Source organism: Microcoleus sp. D3_18a_C4, assembly GCF_036702415.1.
Classification (GTDB): Bacteria; Cyanobacteriota; Cyanobacteriia; order Cyanobacteriales; family Microcoleaceae; genus Microcoleus.
This window is the reverse complement of sequence record NZ_JAUBTI010000041.1, coordinates 1-22,189: the sequence shown is the minus strand read 5'-3', so window position 1 is coordinate 22,189 and position 22,189 is coordinate 1. Positions and strand designations below refer to the sequence as shown.

Below are 22,189 nucleotides of genomic sequence, written 5' to 3'. Positions count from 1 at the left end.
GAAAAAAAGCTAAACATTAAATCGGAACAACAGCACATCCCCCTCTTGTACAACATACTCTTTTCCTTCACTGCGAACTAAGCCTTTTTCCTTAGCCGCATTCATCGCGCCCGTAGCAACCAAATCTTCATAAGCTACAGTTTCGGCCCGGATGAAACCCCGTTCAAAATCCGAGTGAATCACCCCTGCAGCTTGCGGTGCTAACATTCCCGCGATAATCGTCCAAGCGCGAGTTTCCTTCGGGCCGCTAGTAAAATAAGTCCGCAAACCCAATAATTCGTAAGTAGCTCGAATCAGAGATTTCAAGCCACCTTCTTTTACCCCCAGAGATTCTAGGAAATCCGTTCGTTCTTCCTCAGATAACTCCACCAATTCTGACTCAACTTGCGCCGAAACAATGACAACCTTAGCATTTTCTGCTTCTGCTACTTCCCGCACTTGTTCGACATAGCTATTTCCTGTTGCTAAATCGTCATCAGATACGTTAGCAGCATAGATAATTGGTTTGTTGGTCAGTAATTCCAAACCTTTAACTAATTGAGCTTCTTCATCTGTGAAATTGTACTGCCGCGCCGGTTTCCCCGCATTCAAAACTGCGACCAATTTTTCGAGCACATCCACTTCTGCCTGAGCTTCCTTATTGTTGCGGGCTAGCTTGCGAGTGCGATCGAGCCTGCGTTCAATTTGAGCTAAGTCTGCTAAAATTAATTCGAGATTGATAATGTCAATATCTCGCTGGGGATCGACAGAACCCGCAACGTGAATAATATCGTCATTGTCAAAACAGCGGACAACGTGGACGATCGCATCTACAGCCCGAATGTGAGACAAAAACTGATTTCCCAGTCCTTCTCCCTGACTCGCCCCCTTCACCAAACCCGCAATATCCACAAACTCCATCCGCGTCGGCACAGTTTGCGCGGAATTGGAAATATTGCTCAGCACCTTCAACCGTTCGTCTGGCACTGCCACGATACCCGTATTTGGCTCGATCGTACAGAAAGGAAAATTAGCAGCAGTCGCCTTGGCATTAGCAACCAGAGCATTAAACAAAGTAGATTTGCCAACATTAGGCAGTCCGACAATTCCGGCAGTAAGCATAGCTATTTAGAAACATATCACTGTATCAAAATATCATAAGTATCAGCAATATATCGGACAGGACTTACGGACGCGGCGTGAGAAACCCAGTTTCTGTGCCAATATCTCCTAGCCAAACCCCAGATTTTTCGCAAAAACCGGGAATATGTGCGTAAGTCCTACATAATTTAAACAGGTTCAGGGATAGTCTGAGGAATAGGCTCCGGCACTGTCTGAGGAATTGGAGAGGGTACAGTTTCCGGCACCGGTTCGGGAATTGGCTGGGGAATTGGCGCAGGTACCGGTTCGGGTACGAAGCCGGGAATCGGTTCGGGTACGGGGCCCGGCACTGGTGGCGATGCGGGTATAGTCGGGAACCCCGGTTCGGTACTGGGAATCTGGGGGCCGGGAAACGGAGTAGGGTTGGGAAAAATCATGTTATTTTTTTGCTCGCTAATAGAGATGTTCCCAAAACATTTGGTCGCCACTTCTAGCTATATTTTTCTACAAAATTAACCGAGTTGTGGTATTGTTTTATATCATCATTTTAAACTCAAGATTCCAGCGATCACATCTATCTAAATAGCTATAATTAACTGTTACTTCCGCATAAATTTATGCCTTTAGCATTAAACTAAGTAGGTGGTTACAAATAAACATTAGATGGGGAGGGCGCGTGAGTACAGCAAGAAACTGCCTGAGAGTAAAGGTACTGGCCGGGCCCGTCCCTCTAAGATATTATTGTTTTTTCATACCGATCTACTTAGATATTAAATACAGCAATCAAGATTAATCGTGTCACCAGCAAACTCTCAAACAAAAACGCCTCTATTAGATGCCTTGCGCGATCGCACAAATCAGCCGCACGCCCCATTTTATGCCCCCGGACATAAACGCGGACAAGGAATATCTCAACCCCTAATTGACTTATTCGGTGCGGCAGTATTTCGATCGGATTTGCCCGAATTGCCGGAGTTAGACAATCTCTTTAACCCAGAAGGTGCAATTGCTGAAGCTCAAGACTTAGCCGCCGCAGCATTTGGAGCCCAATCAACTCGGTTTTTGGCTAACGGTTCGACTTGCGGAATAATCGCCGCCATTTTAGCGACTTGCGGCCCTGGAGATAAAATTATCCTACCTCGAAATATCCACTCATCGGCAATTTCAGGTTTAATTTTATCGGGTGCAATTCCAATTTTTGTCAATCCAGAGTACAACCCCGATTGGGATATTGCCAACAGCATCACCCCAGAAGCCACAGCAGCAGCCCTAGAACAACATCCCGACGCGAAAGCAGTAATGATAGTTTACCCAACCTATCACGGCGTCTGCGGGGATTTGCGGGCGATCGCCCAAATTACCCATCAATACAACATACCGTTATTAGTAGACGAAGCCCACGGCGCGCACTTTAACTTTCATCCAAACTTGCCCGAACCAGCACTATCAGCAGGGGCCGATTTAACAGTACAATCAATCCACAAAACCCTGGGTGCAATGACACAAGCATCGATGCTGCACGTCAAGGGATCTCGCATAGATATCCAAAAATTAAATAGAGCATTGCAGTTAGTACAATCTACCAGTCCGAGTTACTTATTATTAGCATCCCTAGACGCAGCCCGCCAACAAATGGCACTCCACGGCAAAGAGTTAATGGCGCAAACTTTACAGCTAGCAGAAAAAGCGCGATCGCGCATCAGTCTAATTCCCGGCTTATCAGTTTTAGAACCGTTAAATACACCGGGTTTTGCAGCATTAGACCGAACCAGGCTAACAGTAAAAGTATCAGATTTAGGAATCACAGGATTTGCCGCCGATGAAATTCTGCACTCGGAACTCGGTGTCACGGCAGAACTTCCCATGCCCCAACATCTAACATTTATTATCAGCTTGGGAAATACTGAATCAGATATTGACAATTTAGTTAAAGCTTGTACTCTTTTAGAAGTCACATCTGACACAATTGTCAATAAGTCTTTTATGGGCGGGCAAGATGCCCAACCCCTACTCCCCACAAAAAAGTTGACTCTTTGTGGAACAGGCATCTTGCCTGTTATTAAAAGTGGAACAGGCATCTTGCCTGTTATTGAAAGTGGAACAGGCATCTTGCCTGTTATTGAAAATGCTGTAATATCTCAGTTAGAAACAATAACGAAGAAAGAAGACGAGATTCTCTCCCCCCCCCCATTTTCCCCTCCCCCACTGTCCCCCCGTGAGGCTTTCTTTTTTCCAGCGGAAACACTACCTGCAGACAAAGCAGTCGATCGCCTGTGCGCCGAACTCATCTGTCCCTATCCCCCAGGAATACCAGTCCTGATGCCCGGTGAAATCATTACCCCAGCAGCCGTTGACTACCTGCAACAAATCCTGGCCGCCGGCGGAAAAATCACAGGTTGTAGCGATCCCGGCCTCCAAACTCTCAAGGTTGTGCGACAGTAAATATTAAGGCTTGGAGGAAATTGGGAGAATTTCTACTTCTTCCGCGAGTTCCAACTTCGGTCTTGCTTCAATCAAAAATCAAAAATCAAAAATATAACTATGCTTTGGCCCTACGTCACTCCAGGCATCCCGGATGACTTATTTGAACGTTTACCGGGCATTCCCATGAGTAAGCGAGAAGTCCGACTGCTGTTAATCTCCCACCTGCGGCTGCAAGCAGATTCAGTCGTGTGGGACATCGGTGCAGGTACTGGTACGATCGCCGTAGAAACAGGTTTGCTGTGTCCCAAAGGTCGGATTATCGCCGTCGAAAGGGACGAAGAAGTAGCAAGCTTGATTCGCAGAAATTGCGATCGATTCGATCTCGACAACGTAGAAGTCATAGAAGGCAGTGCCCCGGAATGCCTGGAAAACCTGCCCCAACCCCCCCACCGAGTCTGCATCGAAGGAGGTCGCCCCATTAAAGCCATTCTCCAAGAAGTCTGGCGGTACTTGCAACCCCACGGTAGAGTTGTCGCCACAGCATCGAATTTAGAGAATCTTTACGCCCTTTCCGAAGGGTTCGCCGAGTTGCAAGTCCGCAACATTGAGGTAGTCCAGTCCGCCGTCAACCGCTTGGAGACTCGCGGCCTCAGTCAAACCTTTGCCGCCGTCAATCCCATATTTATTCTCAGCGGCGAAAAGCTGGATTAGAAGTTAGTTGACAGTTGACAGTTGACAGTTGACAGTTGACAGTTGACAGTTAACTTTAACCTGGTTCCTCGGCAGAGTCTGGGAATACATACCCAATGCCCCATGCCCTATGCCCTATGCCCATTCCTAAATGTAATTCTTAACCTTTTTTACGTTCAATTAACCTTCATACTTAGAATAAGGGCGACCATAGCTGGATTGACCCCCTGAGTTGAGATTTTGGATCGTCGCCAGTTGGGTATTGGGCTTGGCTGTGCAAGGGAGGAAACCGTACCCTAACAATCCTTACATCCTTGCATCCTTGCATCCTTGCATCCTTGCATCCTTGCATCCGGGCGTCGAATGACACGCCCAAAAACGGATACAAGCCGCCGACAATCGTCGTGGGCAACCCAAAATTTTAGACCAAGGTTCAATCTCCCCGATTCATCTGTGGAGTAAATCTAGAATCTAAAATCTAAAATCTAAAATCTAAAATCGAATTACCCACCGCCGTCTGCAAGAGAAATTCATTTTATGCCTTGGTCTCGTATCCTGAGTGGAATAGTTGCGATCGCCCTTGCTTTGGGAATGATTATTATGGGCGGATGGTACTTCACCGTCGGCTTTGGAGTCATCGTCTACCTAGGGCAATTGGAATATTTTCAATTAGCCAGGGCTAAAGGCATTGCTCCCGCTGCCAAAACTACCTTAGCCGTCAGTCAAGGGCTATTAATTACTGCCGCCCTAGCACCGGAACTCGTAGATGCCATGTTCCCCTTAGCGGGAACCTTAATTTGTTTTTACCTGTTATTCCAACCTAAATTATCGACGATCGCCGATATTGCCTCCTCAGTTTTAGGATTGTTCTACGGCGGTTATTTGCCCAGCTATTGGGTACGGCTGCGAGTCGGCCTCGACCCAGGCAATCTTGCTACAACCCAACTTTCGCAAGCAGTAGCAAGCAATTTGCCCGTTAACATTTCCTCGCCGCCGTCTTGGACAACTTCCAGCCACATATCTTTAGGATTGACTTCGCTGCTGCTGGCTTTCTTCTGCATCTGGGCCGCTGACATTGGGGCTTATTTTGTCGGCAAATTCTTCGGGCGCACTAGCCTATCCCACATCAGCCCCAAAAAAACCGTTGAAGGTGCCGTATTTGGAGTTTGCGGCAGCATCGCCGTGGCCGTCGCTGGGTCTGGGTATTTACACTGGCCGGGGTGGCCGTATACTGGGGCTGCTTTTGGTCTGTTGATTGGGGTTGCTAGCCTGTTGGGAGATTTAACTGAGTCGATGATGAAGCGAGACGCCGGCGTTAAGGATTCGGGACAGTTGATCCCCGGTCACGGCGGCATTCTCGATCGCACCGACAGTTATGTTTTTACCGCACCGTTAGTCTACTATTTTGTCACTTTACTGTTGCCCGCGATCGACTCTTTTTTAAGTGACCTCCTCCTACACTGAATCAAAAATTACAGTGTAGGCTTCCAAACCTCACGATTTGGCTTTCCTAGTTTTTCCCTTGCGGGATTTCGCCTCTGACGCCGACTGACTTTCATCAATCCCCGGCAGACCGACTGCATAGGCATTTTCTATTCCGCTGAGCCCCAGCGTACTAAGTTCTAGACCACGCAACCTAATGACTTCTGATGCTGCATGATCTCTATCTGCTTCGTATCCACACTCACTACATCGATGCACTCGTTCAGAAAGTTCTTTTTTACCCGTATGCGTTCCGCACTTGGGACAGGTTTGAGACGTTCCATTTGGATCGACCCGCAGGAAGTAGACTTGATGTTTCTTTGCTACCCACTCCAGCAGGTTGAGAAACTGACCAAAAGCGGCATCAAGGGTATGTTTTCTCAACATCCCTCTCGACATTGCTTTCAAGTTCAAGTCCTCAACAAACACCATCCCAATACCTTCTTTGGTACACAGATGATTAGCCAGCTTGAATTGCCAATCTTTCCGAACACTCGCGATGTGGTTGTGGAATCTGGCAACCTTAATTCGAGCTTTCTCACGGTTCTTAGAACCCTTTTTCGTTCTGGCATACTTACGTTGCAGCAATTGCAGCTTGCGGTACAAGGATGCCAGGAATCGGGGTCTAGCAATAAACTCTTTATCCGAGGTTGTCAAAAACTTGGACAATCCCAAGTCGATACCCAGCGCATCGACCTGCGGTTGAGCGTCAGGTATCGACACATCAGACTCAATTGTTACTACAACGAACCACCTATCAGCTTTCCTCAATATCCGTGCTTGCTTAACCACAAACCCCTCTGGGATAGGTCGATGCAAGTTGATAGGCATCTTCCCAAGTTTGGGCAAGCTTATCTGCCATCCCGTAATAGGATTGGTTTTGAATTGAGGAAACAGCATGGACTTGATTTGTCCAAACTTCTTGAAGCGAGGAAAGCCAAACCCCCGCGACTGAAAATAATTCCAAGCATCATGCAATCTACGAATAGTAGTTTGCAGAACTTGAGAAGGGGCTTCTCCCAACAATGGGAACTCTTTCTTCGCCTTGGGGAGTGCGTTCTGTTGTGCGTAATAGGTGGGAAATGTCTTGTCGGCTGGAAGGATATATTCTCGTTCCAGCGAACAATAATCCCAACTACACTTACGCGAATTCACCCAATCTTTGATTTCTCGCAAAGCGTAATTATAGACCTTGCGAGAAATTTCCAGCCAATGCAGCATGGTCTGCTCTTGGCTGGCGTCGGGATAAATTCGGTAGCAGTAGTTCATAATCAGTGTCATGAAGATAATTCTAACACGGAACAGACCGTCTATAGACCTTCACCTATTGCAGATTTTACGCCTGATTGACCGGATAAAATTTGCTTGGGTGAGTCCATGTATCCCAACGCCAAATCGGAGATTATGGCGTGGGACTTATAGCTCCCCCAAACCCCCTCAAACAGTTAATCGGTAATTGGGAATTGGGAATTGAGAATTGGGAATTGGGAATTGGGAATTGGGAATTGGGAATTGGGAATTGGGAATTGGGCAAACAGGCCAAACAGGCCAAACAGGGCATGGGGTATGTATTCCCAGGCTCTACCGAGGAACCAGGTTAAAGTCAACAGCAAACAGTCAACAGCCAACAGTCAACAGTCAACTAACTAAGGCAAAACTCTAATTCCTCCCCGACAAACAATCTCCCCCGGACTCAAAATCAACTCTTCTATCTCAACTTCCGGGCCAAAATCAATTTTAAAACCATTGAAATCAGTGCTCTTTAATTCTCCATCCATTTCGATTTCGGGTGATTCAAACATCAATTCGCGACCGCTGGCTATCCGCAAACCAGTCCGCAATACAAAAGGAATTTGCCTACCGCCAGCGCGCAAAATTGCAGCCGAAAGCGTCAACAAACCCGCCTCAATTGCAATCTGCGAATTTTGCAACTTCAGCGACTTTTCCCTATCTGTTAGTGGCAGCAGAGGCAGCAAAAATTCGCTCAAAGCATCAGCCAGCAAAGGCGCTTTCAGCGACGCATTCAAATCCGCTTGGCTGAGCCTCAAAACGCCTGCCACGGGAACGGATTCCAGGAGGCGCAGGGGTTGGCCTTTGAGAGCTTGACCGAGGTTGATGCGAATGCCGCAGCCCTCTATGGCAACTTCTGTTAGGTGTAGTCCTTTATACACAGCACCGATCGCGGCAGCCGTGACTTTGGGGATCGCACCGCTGAAGATTTGTCGATCGCTCCCCTCAATTTTCACCTTCAACTCGTCCACCTGCTGAACTTGCGATCGCAGCCACAACTGCACCGCCGGAGACAGCACCGCGCTCGCGATCCGGCTGCCTTGACTCGGCGAAGGTCTCCCCGGCTCAAGGCCGAGATTAACAGTCCCACCAGAGCCAGCAGCGCCATCTCTATTGTCAAATTGAAGAGAGTTTCGATCGACAGTCATAAACAATTTCAGAATATAAACCTTAATATTCAAGCACAGAAATTTAACTAGAGCTTGCACATCCAATCTCAAAAACCCGGTTTCTGCACAGATATATCGCCGTCAACCTCTGATTTTCCTGAGAAACCGGGTTGATGAACACAAGTCCGATTAACTCCAAAATCAAGCAGAAATCTGGCATCAGCCATGCCAGAAGCAGAAAAATTCTCAGCTTTGTCGCCTTGGGCTCTTTGGGTAGTTCACGAGTTGTGCGATCCCGATGAAAAATTCGCGATCGAGCGTATAAATTTAACCAGCAGTACGGGATTTATGGTAGTGTTGGTTTATGGTCGGGTCAGACCCACACCTCTCACACCAGCCGCAAACCAACGGTGCAAACCTGTGCCTGCCGCGAGTCTTTTCGTAGTTTTTGCACAGCATTCAGGGTAATGCCATCAGGACAATCTGCACCGGGCACAAGGACAATCTGTGCCAGGCTGGCCGTCCTGTAATAATTGGTCAGCATTATAATTTATTCCCAATCAGGAATTGAGCATTGCTAGTACGGTTAATCAATTAACCGTGTCGTGTTTCCTCCCCACCGCTGGTTCGTTGGGGATTTCCACACTCCCGTCATGTCTGATGAAAGGCTGCAAAAAATCCTCGCCCAGTGGGGCATTGCCTCTCGTCGTCTTGCAGAACAGATGATTGTAGCTGGACGAGTCCGAGTTAATGGCAATATTGTTCGGTTAGGAGAAAAAGCGAATCCCGATCGCGATCTCATCCAAGTCGATGGAGTCCCGGTGAAACCAACGGATCGACCCGCACAGGTCTATCTGTTGCTCAACAAACCTGCAGGCGTAGTTTCTACTTGCAGCGATCCAAGGGCCCGATCGAAAGTTCTTGACTTGCTGCCACCACAACTGCGATCCGGTCAAGGCATCCACCCCGTAGGACGCTTAGATGCAGATTCCACCGGCGCCCTCTTGCTCACCAATGATGGTAAGCTGACATTTTGTTTGACCCATCCGCGTCACTCGATCGCCAAAACTTATCAGGTTTGGGTGAGCGGCGATCCCCCGGAACCCATACTACAAACGTGGCGTCAGGGCATCATCTTGTCCGGCCGAAAAACTTTGCCCGCGAAAGTTAAAGTTATCGATCGCGCGCAAGACCAAACTCTGTTAGAAGTAATTCTATCAGAAGGCAGAAACCGACAGATTCGGCGAACAGCCGAGCTGTTGGGATATCCCGTGGTGCGCCTGCACCGCACAGCCATTGGCCCGATTCAATTGCAGCGGCCCGGTGCGCCAATATTGCCACCAGGCTGCTGCCGACCCCTAGAAGATGCGGAAATTATTTATTTATGGAATCTAGTCAACCTAACATCAATAAGCGTGCCAGTAAATTCCCCGGAGCACAGCATATGACAAAGAATTTATTGTTTTTATTCTTCAAAACAACTAAGCAGAAACTGCACTCCCAAGAGCCAGAAACAGCTCAGAAGAAGCTAGCGGAAATTGGAACTCAACTCCGTCAGTACCGCGAACAGCAGTCGATTTGTTTGGACAAAGTAGCCGTGGTAACAATGATTCGGCGGAATCTGCTACAAGCAATCGAGGACGGTCAACTCGACCAACTTCCCGAACCCGTCTACACTCAGGGTTTGATCAAGCGCTACGCTGAAGCAATGGGTTTGGACCCAAATCAGTTTGCCGAATTTTTCCCGATCGAACCGCCGCCCCGATCGAGAACCAAGCTATCCTGGCAAGATGGGCCTCAGTTGCGGCCGATGCACCTCTACCTCTTTTACACATTTCTAATTATCTGTTCGGTCAATGTCTTATCTCAGTTGATGAGCGGTTCTATTACCGCAAAAAACGGTGCGGGAGCCGAAGAACTAGCGCTTGGTCAGCAAGAACAAGCTCGCGCCGCTGCTGAGGCATCGAGAGCCTCACAAAATCAGAAACCCGATAGTTACGAGGCTGTCGAAGCAGTAAGAACCGGTCAAAATTCAAATAAATCTGGCAATAAACCAGTGATGGTTAACGTCACTTTTAAAGCAGAATCGTGGATGCAGGTTGAAGTCGATGGTAAAACAGAGTTTGAGGGAACTTTGCCGACCGGGACTGTTCGCACTTGGGGGGCTCAAAAGCAATTAGTAGTGGTAGCAGGTAACGCCGGCGGGGTAATGGTTGCTGTTAATAACGGACAAGCCGAACCACTCGGAGCCCCTGGAGTCGCCAAAGAAGTTGTGTTTAAAGCCAACGAACTCAATCCTTCAGCACCGCCCAAGAATGAAGGTTGAGTGTTAATTGGTAATGGTTAATGGGTAATAGGTAATAGGGGGCAGTCCACAGAGTTTAATTAGAATGTCCGTCTTGATTCACTCATTACCAATTACCAATTACCCATTAGATCAAATCCGGTTGCCTCGGAATAGTCAAATCCATCCAGTCACCAATCAAGAATCAGGGAGGGTGCAACCGGAATAGCTCTAACTCATCTGCGTTAATTTGTGTTGCATCTGCCCTCATCTGCGGTGAAAAAAATAGAATTTCTGAACCGCCCCGGACAAGGGATTGACGCAGATTCACGCCGATGAAGAGAATAGAGATAGGAATAATTCCGATGCTAACAGATTTGATATTACCCATTAACAATTAGCAATTACCGACTACCAACTACCCCTTACCGACAATCAATGTTTATTAGGAGCGCGCCCGGAGATGTAAGTCATAGTTTTGAGCCGATCGCGCACTTCCCAATTCAAAGCTTCAGGTCGATACCGCCAGCCCCAATTTCCCTCTGCTTTCCCCGGAAAATTCATCCGCGCGTCTGTAGCCAAACCCAACAAGTCTTGAAACGGCACAATTGCCAAATTAGCAACAGACATCCAACCCATGCGGATTAAAGACCAGTGAATTCCTTGGGGATCGATGCAGCCCAAATAACGATAAACGTCATCTCTTTCGTAGTGTTGCAGTTGATTGAACCATCCGACAGTCGTGTCGTTGTCGTGAGTGCCGGTGTAAACTACGCAGTTGCGATCGTAATTGAAAGGCAAAAAAGGCTCCCCCGGGCCTGAGTTAAAAGCAAACTGCAAAATCTTCATTCCCGGAAACTCGAACCGATCTCGCAAAGCTTCCACTTCTGGAGTAATTACCCCTAAATCCTCCGCGATAATTGGCAAGTTGCCAAACTTTTCATTAATTAGATCCAACAAAGCTGTTCCCGGCGCTTTAATCCACTCTCCGTACATAGCAGTTTCTTGCCCGCGCTTCACCGCCCAGTAAGCCTCAAATCCTCGAAAGTGGTCGATCCGAGTCACGTCTACATAAGCGAAAATCGCTTCAAAACGCTGCACCCACCACTCGAAATTAGTGGCTTGCAACTTCTCCCAATTGTATACGGGGTTGCCCCACAATTGACCTGTATTGCTGAAGTAATCTGGGGGAACTCCGGCCATTAAAGCTGCTTCTCCGGTGGCTTCATCCAAGCAAAATATTTCTGGATTAGACCATACATCCGCGCTATCGTGAGCTACATAAATCGGAATATCGCCAATAATTTTAATGTCCCGCATGTTAGCATAGCCTTTCAACTCGGTCCACTGGCGAAAAAACTCAAACTGGACGTATTTGTAGTAATAAATCTCAGCATTTAGCTGCTGGCGCCACTTCTCTAGCGACTCTGGCTCTCTACGGGCAATTTCTGGTTCCCAATTGTTCCAGCTAACACCGCCAAAGTGATCTTTTAGTGCCATAAATAAGGCGTAATCTTCCAGCCAATTCTCTTTGCTTTCGCAAAAACCTGAGAATTCTTTTTGCTGGAGCGGGGATGCTTTGGCTTTGAAGTTTTCGCAAGCTTTTTTTAGCAAAGGCACTTTCAGGGCGATCGCCCGCTCGAAGTCTACATAATCGAGCGGAAATTCTGGTAAATTAGCGAAGTCTTCATCGGCGAGCCATTGAGCGTCCCGCAGCATTTCTGGGTTGATCAGCAGCGGATTTCCCGCCATTGCTGAATAGCACGAATAAGGAGAATTTCCGTATCCTGTCGGGCCCAGCGGCAATACCTGCCAGTATTGCTGGTCGCTCTCAACTAAAAAGTCAATAAAGCGATATGCTTCTATTCCCAAGTCCCCAATGCCAAATCGACTGGGAAAGGATGTGGGGTGGACTAGCATGCCGCTCGATCGGGGAAAAAGCATAATCTATCTAAAGATATAGGAATTTAACATTGACAATTTGACCTATCTTCCCTACGAGTTAAACTTCGTAGTTTTTAGGGCGATTGTTAGGGCAAATACTTTTGTGATTGTCTCATATTTTCTGCGATAACGTGCTTACCAAATATTTTTATGGAACTCTACTCATAAATCCTGAGTAGAGTTCAAAAAATCAAAATCCGAACTTACACGATCGCCCTGCTTTCACAGCTAGGTTTTTTTACCCAGGCTCGTTTGCTGCAACAAAGTATTTTGCTTGAGCGTACCCGGTTTCTACCTAATCTTTCAATATAACTTTTCTGTTATTTTCGCCCTATCTGTCTGCAGTCGTAAATTGCCCGCCAAAAATCAGCCATCACTTAAGCAGAGCCCATGCACAAATCAGCCGACTGTTTTGTATCTCAAAAAACAGTCGGCTGCGGAATTACCTGAAAAGAGGCTGAGTTTAAGCTTGCTTGTTCAACATTTTCTGCACTTGTTTGAGAGCTATACTGCCGATGTTGTAAGCAGCCCAGCCGCCCGCCAACAATACGGGCATCAATACTATTAGTATGCGGAAGTCAAATTCCATGAGTTCTCCTCCTAAAGTTTTTTAACAAATTCTCATAATCTATTTGTATCTCATTTTGTCGCGATTCTCTTGACTCTTTAACCAAATATTCGGGCTACGCAGGAGGACATCGCTCCGCAGGAATGGAGAGCGAAAGCGAAACTCCTGGGCGGGCGATCGGCATTCGCTGCACCAATTATCCCACAATCTGTTTGGCAATCCCTTCCACAACCTTAGTTAGAGGGTCGTTAGGGAAGTGCAGCGCAAACACTCCCTTGCTGGCGAGCAGCATCATCTGGTCGCTGTGGGGCAGTACCCCTGCCACTGGGATGTTGTAAATACTCTCTACTTGTTGCTTCAAATCCTCGAAATCTAGGGATTCAGGGGCTTTATTGATCGTCATCAAAATCTTGGGAACTTCTAATTTGCGGGCTACATCTACCGTGACAGCCGTTCCCTGAAAATCTTGCTGATCCGGACGCAGAATCAGCAGCAGGATGTCGGAAATGGTGATGCTGAGGAGGGTTTCTTCGTTGAGCCCCGGGTGCGTGTCTATAAATAGGTAGTCTAAGTTCAAAACCTCGATCAGTTCTTGAAAGCCGTCGGTAAGCAGTCCCACATCGTAGCCTTCCCGCAAAACTCGCGCTATCTCCCCTGCTTTAATGCTCGAAGGAATCAGGTAGAGGGTGCCGTTACTGGCTAATTTTGGCAGTAGCGAACTCACATTGTAGGCCGTATCGGCGATCGGACAGCGGCCCCACAGGTAATCGTTCAGGCAGCGATCCATGTTGCTCTCGCTGAAACCGAACAGCACGTGAATCCCCGGTGATTGAATGTCTGTGTCCACAATGGCGACCCGATTTCCGCCGCGAGCGATAATAGATGCCAGGTTTGCTGTCGTGTTCGATTTGCCAGTTCCGCCCCGGTAAGAGTGGACAGAGATGATTTTGGACATGATCTGCGTATTAGGGTAAGAAACTGCGAGAACCCATTATGATGCAATTCTCGATGATGCAGTAGAGTTGTCGGTCATTCTTCCTTCCCCCCCAAATCCTCCTTATCTGTGAAAGTATCAATTTTTTCATCTTTTATCATCTTTTGGGCGCCCCTGCGCTGCCGCATCTGTTTGGCTTTGGTTTGCAAATCGCTCAACTCGTCATCGAGTTTGGTTTCGGCTGAACTAGCAGCACCACCACGGGTATCGATCGGGACACCCGTTTGAGAGTCGCTTTCCGATTCAGTCACGGCGGCGCGCTGCTTCTGCTGTTTGGCTTTTTCCTGCAACTGAGCTAGGTAGTCGTCTGTCTGACTTTCGGCCTTGGGAAGCTCTGGGGTACTTGCAGTTATTTCTTGGGGTTCGGAAGGTGTTTTTTCAGAGGTTTCTTGTTTGCTAATCCTCAGTTTATCTTTCTTTTGCTGCAATTCTTTAAAGAAATCAGATTCTGTGATTTCTGCGACTTGCTGTTCTTTTTTGGCTTGGTCTATTTCGATTTTGAAGACTTGTTTTACTCGATCGCTAATTGCTTTCCCGTATCCGGCTTTATTAAATCTCTCTGCTGATACTATGCTACCGCCAGTTAAGATTAATGCTAAGGCTGGCGCTGCCACAGGCACCCACCCTCCCAACAGAAAAATCCCAAAGCTGAGCGCGCAGCACCCCGACAGCAGCGCTCCGAATGTCACTGTCAACTTCGCTGGGTGAGCCATCCGCGATGCCAAGGTTCCTCCCACAATTGACCATGCCGAAATCCACAAGATTTCTGCCCATTCCGGCCAAAACCAAAACATCGGTCTGTTGTCTAAAACTGTACTCAAAATTTGGCTGACTACTTGTGCGTGTGCCACGATACCAGGCATGAATTGGTTGCTTTGCTGTCGCCCACTGTAAGGAGTATAAAATAAATCTTTAACGGTTTCTGTGGTGTAACCGATGAGAACTATTTTATCTTTAACTAAATTTGGGTCAACTTTCCCTTCTAAAACATCGGTAATTCTGACTTGGTTTGCGACTTGCCGCCTGGAACGATAGTTAATTAATATTTGATATCCCCTGACATCGGCATTTTTGTATCCTCCGTCATTGCTTGCTAGTTGTTTTAATTGGGTGTTTCCCAGCCATAAAGATTGATCTGGTGCCAGTTTGGGATAGATTTTTTGCCCTTGCAGGTAGCGGAGTGCTAGCTGGAGGTTGAAGGAAGCTAAAACTTGAGAATTGTCATTGCAAAGATGTTTTTGGGCCGAGGAGTTGCCCTCAATTGTCGGCGGTTTCATAAATAATAAAGCCCTGCGGAGTATGCCACCCGGATCGACTCCGAAATCGGCAAATCCCACCCGGTTTTTTGGCAGCCCCGGCGCAGGCGGAGAACCGGGATTGTCCGGGCTTCCGTCGGTGACTAAACATACCCCGATAATTCGATCGCTTTTTTGTAAAACTTTGGTTAATTCCTCGCGCCCCTCTCCTAAAGGTACGTCTCGCAGTACATCTAAACCGATGACTGCCGGCTGCATTTTGTCGAGTTTTTGTAAGATTTCAGCTATTGTGCGATCGGATATTGGCCACTGATTCAGTTTCTGAATGTCTGCTTCGGTAATCCCCACAACTAGCAAACGCGAGTCTGGCTGTTCATCGGGACGCCACCTCACCATTTGGTCGTAAGCGCTTAATTCTACTGATTCGAGTATTCCTAGCTGTCTGGCCCCCATCAAGGATAATGTTACTGCCGCGCTGGCAATTAATACAGACTTAGCCAATGCTAGTGATGGTTTATACCTTTGACTCAATTGAGTCGCTGCCGATCGAATTTTGTTAGATATTTTACTCATTATCCCCGCATAAAAGTTTGACTCGTTTCTGGAACAGCAGTTGTTTCACATTTCCCCCTGCTAGAGACTTCCTCCATCTTAGAACACTCGGAAAATCCGACCGCTTTGTTACAAAAATTTACAGTACGTGGCGAGCAACTGTATCCAATGATACTTGCGACCGAGGCAATCTGATTTTTCGGACGGAGAATCCACTTGCCGATCGAATTAATTAATGTTATTGATGATATGTAAAGGTTTAAATTGTGTATCTGCGCCCTCGACTAGCATCTCAAAAATATTTGTCGCCATCAGCGAATGCCTGTGTTTGCAATTATACTGAAAGGTACAACAAAATGAAACGTTTTCTACATCGGGCTACACTTGCTGTCGCCGTATCTGCGATCGCAGCTACCGTACCCACTTCACTTGCACCGATGCGCGCACAATCCCAGCCGCTTCTGCTGAGTCAAAATTTTGATTTCCAGCCTCCAGACGTAACAGCCCCCGCCAACAGACAAGGAGGGACACATCGTGGCAACAAGCTTTGCCCAGCGGGTTTATCTATTACTCCTTTAGTGCCTCCAACTAATATCGGTTTAACCCTAACAGATTCTCCCACAATTTTTGTCTATATTCCTAACACCGCGCCCGAAATAGAGTTTACTTTGCTCAACGAAAAGGAAGACAAAGTAGTCTACGAAAAAACCTTTAAACTTGACAAATCCGGGATTGTTGGAGTTAGTATTCCTGCTACAGTGGACAACAACAAATCCCTGGAAGTTGGCAAGCGATACGTATGGTCATTTTCGATGGTTTGCGACCCCGAAGACCGATCGGCAGATTTAGTTGTTAAAGGCTTCGTGCAGCGAATTGAACCGCAGGCAACTCTCAAGAGCGATTTGGCAAATCCCGACCCCATGACTAGGCTCAACGTTTATGCTCAAAATGGGATTTGGTACGAAACTATCGCTACTTTAGCCCAAATGCGGCGCCAGACACCGGGGGATGTGAAGCTGACAGCCAAGTGGACGCAATTGTTGCAGTCCCAAGGACTGGAATCTGTTGCAGCTCAACCACTGGTTGCGCCTCTTTAAATCTCGCTATTTCTTGAAGTTTGGTCGATCTGCCGATGGCGATGTGAAAATTGACCCATTTACTCGATCGCGCCCGGAGCTAAAACTCCGGGTTAACATTAGAAATGCGCTCTATAAATATTTTTACAAGTGGGTGGAAAAATGAAACGTTTTATACATTTTACTTCACTGGTGATGACTGTATTGGCGATCGCCGTTACTCTCCCCAGTTTGCTTACACCGATGCAGGCTGTACCTGCACCCATTCTCCTGAGTCAGAATGTTAATTTCAAACCTCCTGATGTCACAGCCCCCGACAACCGGCAAGGGGGGACGCATCGAGGCTGTAAGTTACGGGATGGCTTATTCATTACTCCCTTAGTACCTGAAAGCAATATTGGTTTAACGCTAACAGAGTCGCCAACATTTTTTGTATATGTTTCTCAACCGGCAGCTCAAGTAGAGTTTATTTTGCTAAACGCAGATGAATCCGAAGTAGTTTACGAAACTACTTTAAAAAATGACAAAGCCGGAATTGTTGGAGTTAGCCTTTCTCAGAAAGACAAGACAAAAAATATTGAGGTTGGTAAGCGATATGTGTGGTCGTTTGCACTAGCCTGCGCTCCTCTGGAGCGTTCTGGAGATTATATTGTTAAAGGATGGATGCAGCGAATTGAACCCCCGGCAAATCTCAAGAACGATTTGGCAAATCCCGACCCTATGGCTAAGGTGATTGCTTATGCTAAAAATGGGATTTGGTACGAGACTATTGCTACTCTAGCCGAAATGCGGCGCCTCGCACCCGATGATTCGCGGCTGACGACCGAGTGGACGCAATTGTTGAAGTCCCAAGGACTAGAATCGATTGCCGCTCAACCGCTAGTTCAGTCTTTTTAATACGCACTCTTCACCAATCATTGCTGAGTGTTTGCACAGTCAATTCTTCAATGCTTCAATCCAGTGACCGAAAGCAGCCAGGGTACAAGCCCCCGTCTTTATCCTGGTACAACCAAAAAATAGTATCCGATAACAAGCGGAGCATCTCAGTTTTGCATTTACAGTGCGAGCGTCCCCGCTCGCGTATTGTACAATACGCGAGCGGGACGCTCGCACTACAATAAAAAAAATGCTTTTTACAAAACTGAGATGCTCCCATAACAAGTCCCAGGATTCATCAGTGAGTTCGCTTTCTTCAATTCTCCAATTCTTCAATCCAAAATCTAAAATCTAAAATCTAAAATCGATTGATGGCTAATAACTTTCCGACAATTCTAGCTCTTGATTTTGACGGTGTGATTTGTGACGGACTAATCGAATATTTCCAAACCGCTTGGCGTACCTACTGTCAAATCTGGAAACCAGTCGAAACAGTGCCCGATCCAGATTTAGCTTTGAGTTTTTACCGAGTGCGGCCCGCTATCGAAACCGGTTGGGAAATGCCGCTGCTGATCCGCGCACTGCTGACAGGAATTTCTCCAGAGCAAATTTTGCTAGAGTGGCCCACTATAGTACCGTATTTGTTGACCGAAAATAATTTGAAAGCGCAGTCTGTCGGCGCTATGTTAGACGGATTGCGTGATAATTGGATTGCTGAGGATTTAGCGGGGTGGCTGTCTTTGCACCGCTTTTATCCAGGGGTTGCCGATCGCTTGCACTCGTTGCAGGAGAGTTCGGTGAAAGTCGCGATCGTCACTACAAAGGAAGGCCGTTTTGTGCGGGAACTTTTGCAGCTAGCAGGCGTACAAATGCCGCCGGAGTTGATTTTTGGTAAGGAATACAACAAGCCGAAACACCAAATTTTGCGGGAATTTTTGGCCGCGTCTGGCAAAGATTCGACTATTTGGTTTGTGGAAGACAGGTTAAAAACTTTGCTGTCGGTGAAGCAGCAGCCGGATTTATCTCAGGTGAGGTTATTTTTGGCTGATTGGGGTTACAATACTTTGCCCGAACGGGAATCTGTGGCTCAAAATCCACCAGTGCAATTGCTTTCTCTGTCCCAGTTTGCCGGAGATTTTGCCGATTGGCTGCCGATCGACTGTTGATGTTAGATTTGTTGACAGTTGTGAGTTTTTTCGCTTTTCAGAGTTAAAAAAAATCACAAAATTTTACATCTTTTTTGTTGACTTTTGCGGCGCAGACATGGTATATTAATATAATGGGATGGTTGCAAAAATATTATTTTTGCAACCATCCCATTATAAGATAAATATAACAGAAATTCCTCAAAAAAGCAAGGATCTCGACAAAAAAAAAGGTTTTTTTTTTCAGGTACTCTTGACCTCAAAAACCCGGTTTTTTTACTATTTCTGGGGGCGGGTACGAAGTATTTTAGTTGATCAAACCGCGTGTGTGACAAAAAAACAAGCTTCGGAACCAAAAAATTGAAAAGTGTTTTGATAATTTCTCAGCTTGAAAGCTTTCTAATATTGAGACTTAAAACCCATGCTCGATTTAACTAAAGCAGCCAAGGCAATGCAGGGAATGAGCCAACATTTGAATGTGGAAGCGGCTGCCGCTCGCCAACGTTTGGAAGTGGCTCAGAATTTGCTGGTAAAGGCTGCAGCGGAACAGGAAAAATTGGTGGAATTGCAAGAGAATTGGCGCGATCGCACTTTATTCAATGCTGCCACGCCGATCGAGCCATTGTCCGATCGTACCTACATCACCGCACCCCCCGCCTCTCACACAGTCTTTGCCACAGACGGATCGCAAATTTCCCCCAACCATCACGAAATAGCCTACTGCTACCTGCTAAACGTCGGCACAGTCATGCTGCACTACGGACAAAGCCGCCATCCAGTTTTAGACAGCGTACCCGAGGTTTTCTACAAACCCGAAGACTTGTACGGTTCGCGACAGTGGGGAATTAGAACCGAAGAATGGATGGGATACCGGCGAGCAGTTTCCGAAGCAATTGCCTTAGCAGAAATGGGCTGCAATTGGGCAAAAGTTAACGACAATAAATTGCCCGCGCCAGCTTTAGCAATGGTAGACGGTTCCCTAATTTATTGGTTTTTGGAACAGTTACCCAGCGAAGCGCGCGATCAAATTTTGCTACCAATTTTAGAAGCTTGGGACAAGTTGCGTTTAGCAGGAATTCCGCTATTAGGATACTTAAGCGCTTCTCGCAGCAGCGAAAGCTTATCTTTTTTACGGTTTGAAGCTTGCACCCACGAAGTCCCAGACTGCATGACAAATTGCCCGAACGTCGGATTTGCCGCCACAATTTCTTTCGCCGAAAAAGCACCTTGTCAAGAATTTGAACCCTTGCGGGATGCCATCTTGTGGGCAACAATCCTCTCACCGGGACAAAGAAGCCCTTTGTGGAAATCCCAAGCTCGAATTTTAGATTTGTACGGTCTTAATTCCGTCTATTTCTGTTACGTTCACGTTGGCACAGAAATTGCTAGAATAGAAGTGCCGGAATGGGTAGCACAAGATACAGCACAGCTAGATTTAGCATTAGGAATGATGCTGGCTCAGGTACACAAAGGGGGCGGGTATCCGGTGACGCTAGCAGAAGCTCACAATCAAGCGGTAGTCACGGGGGGCGATCGAACTCGCTTTTTCGCTTTGTTAGAGCAGCAAATGATTAAAGCCGGCTTAAAAAATGTCGGAATTTCTTATAAGGAAACACGGAAGCGCGGCAGTATTGCTTAAAGTAATAAGTACAGTCCTGGACGCAGAAAGCGGGTTTTTTACGGAAATACTGAAATTGAGCTTTTAACACAGAGAAAAAACCCGCTTTCTTTGGTATTGATACGTAATTTATGTAGAGTTAAAATAGAGTTAAAATGTTATATGCCAATAGAAATAATTATCTTAATTGCTTCCTTACTTGTATCTTGGCTAGTCTTTAATTGGGCTTTTAAAGTATTGAAAGCCAGCATCGGGACAGCGATTGGTTTAGCAGCAATTGTGCTGGCGATGCAGTTATTGTTTGGCATCGGCCCAAATCAGCTTTTCCAACATATAATTCACTTGCCGGAAACCCTGGGGAAAATGATTTCGGGCAAGTGATCCGATTTTAGATTTTAGATTTTAGATTTTAGATGCGAGGACAAATTTAAAATCTAAAATCGATAGTGTTCGGTTTCATTCCTCAACCCAACTTAGAGGGTATTCACTATCAGACTTGATATAATAAGCTGCTACCCATAGGCGAGAGTGGGAGAGGGGGAGAGGGGGAGAGGGGAAAAATCATTGAGGGGGTGACAACGCCTCTGGAATCTTGATGGTAAAAGCATTGAAGCCCCTGAACCTCAAAAAAGATAGCGGATTATTGACAGGCTTATCTTACTCATAAGATCCTCCGAGAGATCCTTGAACCTGATTCAAATGATCTCGCCATTCTCTTTTATTCACTCACGCCCGCGAAGATATTTTCGCTTGGTCACTCAACTCAAAACCTTGACGCAGCTTTGCTTTCAACCTGCTTGTCACCCCGTCAACCCCAACGCCCCGCCGGAGGAACTATGGGAACCCGAAGGTGCAAGCTACTACAACGGCGAACTCATCCTGCAACCGAGATAGGGGTGGACTTTGGAACAACAGTTAGAACTTTTGGATACCCACCCACTGTTTACTGGTCAATGTCCCCGCTGCGAAATGACTTATCCCAAATAGGAAACGCCACCTGTTCATCGGGATTGTTCGGAGTGTGGATGGATGGATGGATGATTTGGTTTGAGGCGATGGTCGCAGCGGTTCTGTTTTGATAATGGCGATCGTTACTTGCTCTTTAGAGCATTGATTCAGCTAACTTTCTAGTTAAGATTGAATAAGTTAAATAAAGAATTATGGTTTTTTCAGTAAGCTAGCTAGTATTTAGGTAATTTGATTACTAAATGGGCTTTTTAGTCAAGTTGTTTAGTACAAAAGGAAATGTAGTTTGTATGAAGAATCTATACCGCAAAGTTGCCGTTGCCTCTGTTTGCACCGCTCTAGGTTTTGTTCTGGGAACAAGCGAAGAAGTTAAAGCAGCTACATTTACCTTGACACCTACTATCCAATTTGGAGCGACCGCAAGTTTGTATCAGATGGGTGTTTATGAGGACGTTAGGCTTATCCCTGGGGATGAGCACGTGTCATACGGGCCGGGTAGTGTAACAGCCAGGTTTGCTGAATTTAATATTAGCAACTTTTTTCTTGCTCCTAACACAATTATTCGTAGTGCTATCTTTCAGGATAAGATATCCAGTTTCCAAGGAGGCCGTCCTGGTACTCTGGGCATCTTTGGCTATTTAGGAAACGGAACAGCCGAAGCATCAGATCTTTTGGGGGATGAAGTATTGTTAACTTCTGTAGATATCTCATCCTCATCTCCGGGTGATACTCTTAACTTTGACCAAAAGAATGGTCGGGTAAGAGTGGAATACATCACTGTACCACTCTCCCCTAAGAACGTAGCGTGACTGTTACCAATCACTACGCTCAAGCC

The 22,189-nt window shown here is 46.6% G+C and carries 22 protein-coding genes; 14 read left to right on the top strand and 8 right to left on the bottom strand.

The window, feature by feature from the left end:
- Positions 1 to 9: 9 nt before the first annotated feature.
- Both ychF and QUB16_RS18465 read right to left on the bottom strand, forming a co-directional pair.
- The gene (ychF, locus tag QUB16_RS18470) at positions 10 to 1,101 is read right to left on the bottom strand and encodes a redox-regulated ATPase YchF (RefSeq protein ID WP_333318238.1); all 1,092 of its coding nucleotides are present in this window, start codon (positions 1,099 to 1,101) and stop codon (positions 10 to 12) included.
- A 167-nt stretch (positions 1,102 to 1,268) separates the two neighbouring features.
- On the bottom strand, positions 1,269 to 1,517 hold the full coding sequence (locus tag QUB16_RS18465) for a gamma-aminobutyric acid A receptor, epsilon-like protein (RefSeq protein ID WP_333318236.1): 249 nt from the start codon (positions 1,515 to 1,517) through the stop codon (positions 1,269 to 1,271).
- A 358-nt stretch (positions 1,518 to 1,875) separates the two neighbouring features.
- Between QUB16_RS18465 and QUB16_RS18460 the strand changes: the two genes are divergently transcribed.
- The 3 genes from QUB16_RS18460 (at position 1,876) to QUB16_RS18450 (ending at position 5,658) form a co-directional block, all read left to right on the top strand.
- Positions 1,876 to 3,522 carry an aminotransferase class I/II-fold pyridoxal phosphate-dependent enzyme gene (locus QUB16_RS18460; protein WP_333318234.1) on the top strand — a complete coding sequence of 549 codons (1,647 nt, stop codon included), beginning with the start codon at positions 1,876 to 1,878 and terminating at the stop codon, positions 3,520 to 3,522.
- 99 nt (positions 3,523 to 3,621) lie between these two features.
- The gene (gene cbiT, locus QUB16_RS18455) at positions 3,622 to 4,215 is read left to right on the top strand and encodes a precorrin-6Y C5,15-methyltransferase subunit CbiT (protein ID WP_333105613.1); all 594 of its coding nucleotides are present in this window, start codon (positions 3,622 to 3,624) and stop codon (positions 4,213 to 4,215) included.
- A 516-nt stretch (positions 4,216 to 4,731) separates the two neighbouring features.
- Entirely contained in the window at positions 4,732 to 5,658 is a 927-nt protein-coding gene (locus QUB16_RS18450) for a phosphatidate cytidylyltransferase (RefSeq protein ID WP_333318232.1), read from the top strand.
- A gap of 30 nt (positions 5,659 to 5,688) precedes the next feature.
- On the opposite strand, the gene QUB16_RS18445 is transcribed toward QUB16_RS18450, so the two are convergent.
- Positions 5,689 to 6,957, bottom strand: coding sequence for a transposase (locus tag QUB16_RS18445; RefSeq protein WP_333318230.1), 1,269 nt, complete (start codon positions 6,955 to 6,957; stop codon positions 5,689 to 5,691).
- Between the two features lie 128 nt (positions 6,958 to 7,085).
- Between QUB16_RS18445 and QUB16_RS18440 the strand changes: the two genes are divergently transcribed.
- Complete coding sequence (locus QUB16_RS18440; RefSeq protein WP_333318228.1) at positions 7,086 to 7,277, top strand: hypothetical protein; 192 nt, start codon at positions 7,086 to 7,088, stop codon at positions 7,275 to 7,277.
- Between the two features lie 45 nt (positions 7,278 to 7,322).
- Here QUB16_RS18440 and QUB16_RS18435 read toward each other — a convergent pair whose 3' ends face one another.
- Positions 7,323 to 8,174, bottom strand: a complete 852-nt coding sequence (locus tag QUB16_RS18435) for a DUF2993 domain-containing protein (RefSeq protein WP_333318225.1) — start codon at positions 8,172 to 8,174, stop codon at positions 7,323 to 7,325.
- A 126-nt stretch (positions 8,175 to 8,300) separates the two neighbouring features.
- Between QUB16_RS18435 and QUB16_RS18430 the strand changes: the two genes are divergently transcribed.
- The 3 genes from QUB16_RS18430 (at position 8,301) to QUB16_RS18420 (ending at position 10,401) form a co-directional block, all read left to right on the top strand.
- Complete coding sequence (locus tag QUB16_RS18430) at positions 8,301 to 8,543, top strand: hypothetical protein (RefSeq protein ID WP_333318223.1); 243 nt, start codon at positions 8,301 to 8,303, stop codon at positions 8,541 to 8,543.
- 185 nt (positions 8,544 to 8,728) lie between these two features.
- Positions 8,729 to 9,523: a pseudouridine synthase gene (locus tag QUB16_RS18425; protein ID WP_333318277.1), complete on the top strand. Its 795-nt coding sequence runs from the start codon at positions 8,729 to 8,731 to the stop codon at positions 9,521 to 9,523.
- A complete protein-coding gene (locus tag QUB16_RS18420; protein ID WP_333318221.1) occupies positions 9,520 to 10,401 on the top strand; it encodes a RodZ domain-containing protein in 882 nt (293 codons plus the stop codon). Before QUB16_RS18425 ends, QUB16_RS18420 begins: the two co-directional genes overlap by 4 nt.
- A gap of 393 nt (positions 10,402 to 10,794) precedes the next feature.
- Here QUB16_RS18420 and malQ read toward each other — a convergent pair whose 3' ends face one another.
- From malQ to QUB16_RS18400, 4 genes are all read right to left on the bottom strand, one after another.
- Positions 10,795 to 12,303, bottom strand: coding sequence for a 4-alpha-glucanotransferase (gene malQ / locus QUB16_RS18415; RefSeq protein WP_333318219.1), 1,509 nt, complete (start codon positions 12,301 to 12,303; stop codon positions 10,795 to 10,797).
- 463 nt (positions 12,304 to 12,766) lie between these two features.
- The gene (locus QUB16_RS18410; RefSeq protein ID WP_333157538.1) at positions 12,767 to 12,892 is read right to left on the bottom strand and encodes a photosystem II protein Y; all 126 of its coding nucleotides are present in this window, start codon (positions 12,890 to 12,892) and stop codon (positions 12,767 to 12,769) included.
- 175 nt (positions 12,893 to 13,067) lie between these two features.
- Positions 13,068 to 13,826: a MinD/ParA family protein gene (locus tag QUB16_RS18405; RefSeq protein WP_333318218.1), complete on the bottom strand. Its 759-nt coding sequence runs from the start codon at positions 13,824 to 13,826 to the stop codon at positions 13,068 to 13,070.
- Between the two features lie 74 nt (positions 13,827 to 13,900).
- Positions 13,901 to 15,694, bottom strand: a complete 1,794-nt coding sequence (locus QUB16_RS18400; protein WP_333318216.1) for a CHASE2 domain-containing protein — start codon at positions 15,692 to 15,694, stop codon at positions 13,901 to 13,903.
- Positions 15,695 to 16,029: 335 nt separating this feature from the next.
- Here QUB16_RS18400 and QUB16_RS18395 point away from each other — a divergent pair, with 335 nt between their 5' ends.
- The 7 genes from QUB16_RS18395 to QUB16_RS18365 all read left to right on the top strand — a co-directional run bounded on the left by QUB16_RS18395 (position 16,030) and on the right by QUB16_RS18365 (position 22,163).
- Complete coding sequence (locus QUB16_RS18395; RefSeq protein WP_333318214.1) at positions 16,030 to 16,770, top strand: DUF928 domain-containing protein; 741 nt, start codon at positions 16,030 to 16,032, stop codon at positions 16,768 to 16,770.
- 141 nt (positions 16,771 to 16,911) lie between these two features.
- The gene (locus tag QUB16_RS18390; protein ID WP_333318212.1) at positions 16,912 to 17,646 is read left to right on the top strand and encodes a DUF928 domain-containing protein; all 735 of its coding nucleotides are present in this window, start codon (positions 16,912 to 16,914) and stop codon (positions 17,644 to 17,646) included.
- A 350-nt stretch (positions 17,647 to 17,996) separates the two neighbouring features.
- Positions 17,997 to 18,791 carry an HAD hydrolase-like protein gene (locus QUB16_RS18385; protein WP_333318210.1) on the top strand — a complete coding sequence of 265 codons (795 nt, stop codon included), beginning with the start codon at positions 17,997 to 17,999 and terminating at the stop codon, positions 18,789 to 18,791.
- A gap of 400 nt (positions 18,792 to 19,191) precedes the next feature.
- Complete coding sequence (locus tag QUB16_RS18380; RefSeq protein WP_333318209.1) at positions 19,192 to 20,409, top strand: DNA double-strand break repair nuclease NurA; 1,218 nt, start codon at positions 19,192 to 19,194, stop codon at positions 20,407 to 20,409.
- A gap of 141 nt (positions 20,410 to 20,550) precedes the next feature.
- Positions 20,551 to 20,769, top strand: coding sequence for a hypothetical protein (locus QUB16_RS18375; protein ID WP_333318207.1), 219 nt, complete (start codon positions 20,551 to 20,553; stop codon positions 20,767 to 20,769).
- 369 nt (positions 20,770 to 21,138) lie between these two features.
- Positions 21,139 to 21,282, top strand: a complete 144-nt coding sequence (locus QUB16_RS18370) for a hypothetical protein (RefSeq protein ID WP_333300549.1) — start codon at positions 21,139 to 21,141, stop codon at positions 21,280 to 21,282.
- Between the two features lie 362 nt (positions 21,283 to 21,644).
- Positions 21,645 to 22,163, top strand: a complete 519-nt coding sequence (locus tag QUB16_RS18365; protein ID WP_333318204.1) for a hypothetical protein — start codon at positions 21,645 to 21,647, stop codon at positions 22,161 to 22,163.
- Positions 22,164 to 22,189 lie beyond the last annotated feature (26 nt).